This is a genomic window from Victivallis sp. (assembly GCF_048170485.1).
Lineage (GTDB): Bacteria > Verrucomicrobiota > Lentisphaeria > Victivallales > Victivallaceae > Victivallis.
Genome location: NZ_DBEXAY010000011.1, coordinates 1 through 5,408 on the forward strand (window position 1 = coordinate 1; position 5,408 = coordinate 5,408).

At 61.6% G+C, this 5,408-nt stretch carries 5 protein-coding genes; 1 reads left to right on the forward strand and 4 read right to left on the reverse strand.

Annotation, left to right across the window (positions count from 1 at the left end):
• Positions 1–407: 407 nt before the first annotated feature.
• Positions 408–1,319 (reverse strand): helix-turn-helix transcriptional regulator, encoded by a 912-nt coding sequence (locus tag ACMLHG_RS00585; protein WP_295812940.1) that lies wholly within the window; start codon positions 1,317–1,319, stop codon positions 408–410.
• A gap of 178 nt (positions 1,320–1,497) precedes the next feature.
• Here ACMLHG_RS00585 and ACMLHG_RS00590 point away from each other — a divergent pair, with 178 nt between their 5' ends.
• Entirely contained in the window at positions 1,498–2,775 is a 1,278-nt protein-coding gene (locus tag ACMLHG_RS00590) for a metallophosphoesterase family protein (protein ID WP_417169186.1), read from the forward strand.
• Here ACMLHG_RS00590 and dgoD read toward each other — a convergent pair.
• From dgoD to ACMLHG_RS00605, 3 genes are all read right to left on the reverse strand, one after another.
• Positions 2,754–3,929, reverse strand: a complete 1,176-nt coding sequence (gene dgoD / locus ACMLHG_RS00595) for a galactonate dehydratase (protein ID WP_294433085.1) — start codon at positions 3,927–3,929, stop codon at positions 2,754–2,756. The two genes, ACMLHG_RS00590 and dgoD, sit on opposite strands and share 22 nt — an antisense overlap.
• 17 nt (positions 3,930–3,946) lie before the next feature.
• A complete protein-coding gene (locus ACMLHG_RS00600) occupies positions 3,947–4,702 on the reverse strand; it encodes an SDR family NAD(P)-dependent oxidoreductase (protein WP_295812946.1) in 756 nt (251 codons plus the stop codon).
• A gap of 5 nt (positions 4,703–4,707) precedes the next feature.
• Positions 4,708–5,408: IclR family transcriptional regulator (locus ACMLHG_RS00605; RefSeq protein ID WP_417169187.1), on the reverse strand; the 701-nt coding region annotated here is incomplete at its 5' end.

The following is a 5,408-nucleotide window of genomic DNA, read 5'->3' on the forward strand; positions in this document are numbered from 1 at the left end:
TTGCAAGCTCTATTTTTAACTTTTTTTTGAAGTTCTTCGCAGAACCTCAAGTTTTCGTTTTCATCAGCTCGCGTCTCATTTGAGGCGCAACAGAGTTTTAATATAGCAGACTTTTTTGTTCAGTCAAGCTCAATTTAAAACTTTTTTCGCTTTTTTGAACCGAAGCTCGCCGCCTCAATCCATCAGCCCGCGTCTCTTTCGAGGCGCAATGGGATTTAATATAGCAGTGTTTTTCCAACTCGCAAGCTCAAAAATGAGGTTTTTCGCTGTTTTTTGCACCCTGCGATCGCAAAAGAGTGTAAAACGATGCGGAATGGTACCAGTATGGTCCGGCAAATTGTGTCCCCATTGGCGAAGAGGAATTCTTCCTGCACTGAGATACTGCGATGCCGGTTGGAATTCGCTTTTTATGTCTGGTGACTGGTTTCCTCGAAATGGAGGCAGCGATATTTCCCCGGAGGAACTCCAAAGCGGTTACGGAAGACCGCGGTGAAAAAGGTCGTGCTCTGATAACCGCACTGGTCGGCGATCTCATCGACCAGCAGTTCCGTGTTCCGGAGCAGCAGGGCGGCGTGATCCATGCGCAGATCGCGCAGGACCGTGGAAAAATTTTCCCCTCTGGCCGTGAAGAGGCGCGAAAGATAGCCGGGGTGCAGATGGAACTGTTCCGCCACGCTTTCCCGGGTGATCGGAGAACGGAAATTCTCCTGCAGATACTGGCGGATCCGCTCATAGTTGCGCGTCGCTTTCCCTTCCGGGGGCGGGGAGTCCTCCTTCAGGCGGGCCAGCGTCAGGCGGAACAATCCGCGTGCCAGATCCGGCATGGCACCGCCGGGGTCGCCGTTTCTGCCTTGTTCCGCCAGGCAGTGCAGCAGGTTGCGGATGGAGTCGGATGGGGGCAGCTGTGAGTGAAAGAAACAACTGCATACCGGACGGCTTCCCGGCGGCAGCGGCGCCGGAATGTCGACGTAGGTGAGCCGGATGTACTCCTCGCGGAAGACAAAACAGCAGAGTTCATGCGGCCGGTCCCAGCTCGGCAGCTTCCAGGCCAGGGGTTCGCAGAGCAGTACCTCGCCGGGGGGAAGAATCCGTTCGCAGACGCCTGCGGCATCTCCCCAGGAGAGATGTTTTTCCCCGCTCAGCGGAACGTCGAAAATAAATGCCGGGTGCATCTCGATCTGGCCGTGTCCCGGCGAAGGGGTGCGGCGACCGAAGTAGACGTGGCGCAGCTCCATGGCGTTGATGATGTAATCGGCAAGCCGGAGAAAGCCCTCTCTGGAAAGGTGATTCAAGTGAAGTTGTTCCTGGATCCGGCCCATTTCAGTTCCCCCTGTTGCAACTAATATAGCACCTTCGCCGGACGGGAGCAAATGCAGATGTGGAAATATCGAAGTCATGCTGAACCCGTGATATTTGCCGGAAGGATTCCGGGGAGGTCTTGCATTTCCGCCGGAGTGCCGGTATGGTATAAGAAACTGGAATTGAGGGAGGAACTTCATGTCGTTTCGTTTTGCCGTGATCGGCGACACCCATTTCTGTCTGGCGGCGGGGCGTGACACCCGCATCGCCGATTCGTTTGCCGTCGAACCGGATTACCGCCGGTATGCCGGAATGGCCGAGAATCTGGAGCGGCTCGGGGCGATGATCGCCGCCGAACGGTGTGAACTGCTCATTTCCACCGGCGATCTGATCGAAGGCGGTGGCGATGACGCGGGCGAGGAGCGCGTGGCGCTGGAGGTGCTGGGCAAGGCGGCTCCGGCTTTTTTCCGGGCTCCCGGAACCCATGACGGCGGGCTGGCGCGGGCCGGACGGGCATACTGCGCCTTCGACCGCGGCGGGTGCCGGTTCATTCTGCTCGACTATACCCGCTGGAATGCGGAACAGCGGGAGTTTCTGCGCGAGGCCCTCGCTTCCGCCGCCGGGGCGGAGCGGATCTTCGTCTTCGGGCATCCGCCGCTCTTCCTCTGGGGGCGTCACTTCTTCGACTCGCCGCTCTTCCGGGAGGAGGTAGGCGCATTGCTTCACCGGTACCGCGCCGACTTCTACTTCTGCGGGCACACCCACAATCAGGCGGTGAGCCGCCATGGCGAACTCATCCAGGTGGCGGGTTCGGCGGTCGGATATGCCGACGGCGAAACGGTGCCGCTGGAGCGGTACCACGCCCTGCCGCTGCAGGATGCGGAACATTGTTTCTACTGGGGCATCGCCGAGGACAGCGCGCCCGGCTTCGTCGTCGTCGAAGTGGAGGAGGAGTGGACCGTTCTTCGCTGGAGGAGCTTCCACAACTCCGCCCGGCTGGAGCTCCCGGCGCGGCGGGCGAAGCCCTCCGTGATCGAACCGCCGGTTTTTCCGGAGCCGGGGAAATTCCGCCGGGAGGATCTCAATCAGGTCCGCTGTGGCTGGCTGAATACCTTCTCCGCGAACAAAGGGGAAAATGGGTCACTGCTCACGCTCAACGGCGTGGAGCTCGGGCCGATTCCGCCGAACCTCTGCTACGCGGGGCGGCGGTATGTGATGCTGCCGGAGAGAGCGCTGTACACGCTCGATGTGGAAAACGTTCTGGAAATCCGTTTCCCCCGCTCCCCCGTTTTCGCCGCCGGATCGTTTTCGCTCGAACTGCCGCTGCTGGACGGGCGGATTCTCCGTTCCGCCCCGTCGCCGGAACTTTTCGTCTGCGGGGAGTGCCCCGATTTCCGGTTCGCGGCGGAGCGCGCCCGCCGGGTGTCCCCCGGCGAGCGTGTGACGCTCCGGCTTCAGTTTCCTTCGATGCGGTAGTACTTCACCGCGTCCGGCGGACGGATGTTGGTGAGGTCGCCGCGGTAGTGGCGGAGCTGGGTCGGCACGAAGGGGTGACGCAGCAGCTCCTTTTCGTCGAGGTCGATGCCGATGCCGGGACGCTCCGGAATCACCATCTTCCCGTCGCGCATGACCAGATCTTCGTCGCAGATGTCGGCACGGAACGGAACGTCGGTCATCATCATTTCGAGGATGACGAAGTTCGGTACGCAGGCGGCGAGCTGGAGCGTCGCCGCGTTGGCGACCGGTCCGGAGGGATTGTGCGGGCAGAAGCCGATGTGGCGCGCCTCGGCTTCCGCGCCGAGGAAACGCATTTCCGTGAGGCCGCCGGCATGGGAGATGTCCGGCTGGATGTAGTCGGAGCAGTTGAGGTCGAAGAACTGCCGGTATTCGTAGCGGTTGTAGAGCCGTTCGCCCGCGGCGAGCGGCACGCGGACCCGTTCCTTGACTTCGCGCATGCCGTTGAGGTCATCCGGCGGAAGCGGTTCTTCGAACCAGTAGATGTCGAACTCCTCCAGACGCTGCCCGATCTTCACCGCGGTCGGGATGTTGAAGCGTCCATGGCCTTCGATGAGGAGAAGCACGTCGTCGCCGACCGCCTCGGAAACCTTGCGGACGCACTCCATCGCGGAGTTGAGTTCCCGTTTGCCGATCTCCTGCCACGCCTTGCCGAAGGGATCCCATTTGCAGCCGAGGAAGCGGTTGCGGCGCACTTCGAGCGCTTTTTCGGCGAATTCATCCGGCGTTTTCGCTGGGGCGAACCAGCCGTTGACGTAGATCGGAACCGCATCGCGGACCTTGCCGCCGAAGAGTTCGTAGACCGGTACGCCGAGCGCTTTGCCCTTGATGTCCCAGAGTGCGGTTTCGACGCCGGCGAGGGCGCTCATCAGCACCGGGCCGCCCCGCCAGTAGGCGTCGCGGTAGCAGTCGTGGCGGAACTTCTCGATGTTGCCCGGATCGCTCCCGATCAGGTAGTATTCGAGATCGTGAATCGCCGCCGCAACGGTGGGTTCCTTGTATTCGAGGGTGGCTTCGCCCCAGCCGTGAATGCCGGAGTCGGTTTCGATCTTGACGAAGACCCAGTTGGTGCGGAAACAGTTGCAGAGAAACGTCTTGACTTTGGTGATCTTCATGATGACTTCCGGAATTTCTAAGGGGCGTAATACATGCCGCCGTTGATGTTGATGGTTTCGCCGGTGACGTAGCCGTTGCGAATCGGGAAGAGCACCGCGTCGGCGATCTCTTCGGCGGTGCCGCCGCGCCGCATCGGGATGGCGGAACACTCTTCGGCGTACTTCTCCGGCGTCAGCCGTTTGGCGATGTTTTCGGTGAGGATCATGCCCGGGGCGACGGTGTTGCAGGTGACGTTGAAGGGGGCGCCCTGTTCGGCGAAGGCGCGGGTGAGCCCGTGCATGCCGAGCTTGGAGACGCCGTAGGCGATCATGTTCGGTTCGGCCGCACGGAAGGCGCGCACGCTCGAAACGTTGACGATCCGGCCGTAGCGGCGTTCCATCGCCTTCGGCATGAAGGCGACCGAGGTGAGCAGCGCCCCTTTGAGATTGATCGAAAGCACCCGGTCGAACCATTCGCCTTCGCTCATCGACGCTTCCCGTCGCCAGGGATCGATCCGGGCGTTGTTGACCAGAATGTCGACGCCGCCGAAGCGCTCTTCCAGCGCGGCGAACATGGCGTGGACCGCCGGTTCGTCGGAGACGTCACAGCGGAACGGTTCCGCCGTACCGCCGGCGGCGGTGATTTCCGCAACCACCTTTTCGGCGTTGCCGGAGTGGTTGGCGTAGTTGACGATGACTCGACAGCCGGCTTTGGCCAGTTCGAGGGCGATGACCCGGCCCAGCCCCTGCGAGGCGCCGGTGACCAGTGCGGTTTTTCCTGCGATGTTTTCCATAGATTCTACCCGATTGTGTTGGTGATGGAGATGGATTTTGAAATGATTTCCGCGGCATGACGCAGCGCGGCGAGAAATTTTCCCCGGTAGGGATCGACGAAATCCTCCACTGCGACCGAACCGCCGAGGACCGCGACCGGGGTGCGGTTGCGGAAGATGGGGCACGCGGCGATGCCCTGGTCGTTTTTCCGGAAGGAGCATTCACGGGCCCGGCGGATGGCGTTGAGCTGTTCCCGGAGGTGTGACTCCTCCAGCAGAAGACCGGTTTCGCCGGAGTAGGCGGCGATGAGTTCCTCCTGCTCCTCCGCGGGAGCGCAGGCGGTCAGCATGAGGCCGGTTGCGGTGCTGAAGAGGTCGCGGTAGCTGAGCTGTTCGAGCTGAATGTCCAGCTTGCGGCAGCGGTTCTCGTGGAGCAGGATGTAGCGTTCCGTTCCCTGACGTTCGGTCAGCAGAACCGAGGCTTCCATCTCCCGGGCGGTCTGTTCGATGATCGGCGTTGCGGCGTGGATGAGCCGTTCGCGGTAGCGGATCTGGCAGGCGAAGGTCCACGCACGTGGACCTGCGGCATAGCCGTCCTGCCGGGAAATCTGCACCGCGTACCCGGCGTCGACCAGTTCCCGGAGGATGCGGGCGCAGGTGGCGGCGTTGATGCCGAACTCCTCCGCCAGTTCGGAAATCCGGCGCGGATACGGCGACGCAATCGCCA

Coding starts and splice junctions, on each gene's coding strand:
- ACMLHG_RS00585 (WP_295812940.1), bottom strand. CDS start 1,319: ATGGGCCGGATCCAGGAACAACTTCACTTGAATCACCTTTCCAGAGAG.
- ACMLHG_RS00590 (WP_417169186.1), top strand. CDS start 1,498: ATGTCGTTTCGTTTTGCCGTGATCGGCGACACCCATTTCTGTCTGGCG.
- dgoD (WP_294433085.1), bottom strand. CDS start 3,929: ATGAAGATCACCAAAGTCAAGACGTTTCTCTGCAACTGTTTCCGCACC.
- ACMLHG_RS00600 (WP_295812946.1), bottom strand. CDS start 4,702: ATGGAAAACATCGCAGGAAAAACCGCACTGGTCACCGGCGCCTCGCAG.